Source organism: Mesorhizobium sp. M0998 (assembly GCF_040318885.1).
Lineage (GTDB): Bacteria > Pseudomonadota > Alphaproteobacteria > Rhizobiales > Rhizobiaceae > Mesorhizobium.
In genome coordinates, this window is sequence record NZ_JAMYND010000124.1 from 1 (window position 1) to 827 (window position 827).

At 56.5% G+C, this 827-nt stretch carries 1 pseudogene; it reads left to right on the plus strand.

The window, feature by feature from the left end:
• The first annotated feature begins 96 nt into the window (after positions 1-96).
• Positions 97-809: pseudogene (locus tag NKH59_RS33385) on the plus strand (IS5 family transposase).
• Positions 810-827: the final 18 nt, after the last annotated feature.

An 827-nucleotide genomic window follows, 5' to 3' on the forward strand; every position in this document is an offset into this window, starting at 1 on the left:
TAGGGCCTGTTGATATTCATGATTCCCATTCTGGCTTGATCGTGATTCAAGCTTTGGATGGAACGATTCGTGCTGACGGACGCCCAGTGGGCGAAGATGGAACCGCATTGTCTGGGTAAGCCAGCGGATCCTGGGCGAAGCGGCCAGGACAATCGCCTGTTCGTCGAAGCGGTTCTTTGGATCGTGCGGACTGGCAGTCCGTGGCGTGATCTGCCTGCCCTCTTCGGAAAGTGGAACAGCGTTTTCACGCGATACCGAGGTTGGGTCAAAGCCGATGTTTTCATTCGGCTTTTCGAGGCTTGCTCGGGCCAGCCGGACATGGAATACGCCATGGTCGACGCCACCATCGTCAAGGTCCATCGACACGGCCAGGGCGCAAAAGGGGGACTCAAAGCCAGGCCATAGGTCGCTCCAAGGGCGGTATGACAACCAAAATCTTGGCGCTTACCGACGCGCTTGGCAATCTCGTGCGCTTTGTCCTGCTGCCGGGCCAGCGCTTCGATACGGTCGGTGTCGAACCGCTCATCCAAGGCCTCTCCTTCGGCGCTCTGATCGCCGACAAGGCCTTCGACAGCAACACCATCATCGCCGATTTGAACGAGCGTGGCGCCAAGATCGTCATTTCCCAGCATCCGCGCCGAACAAAGCCGATCCCGCTCGATGCCGAGATGTACAAATGGCGTCATCTGATCGAGAATTTCTTCTGCAAACTCAAAGAGTTCAAACGCATCGCCATGCGCGCCGACAAAACCGACCAGAGCTTCAATGCCATCATTCATCTCGCTGCTGCCGTCATCAACTCCAAATGAATCTCAACAAGCCCTAGT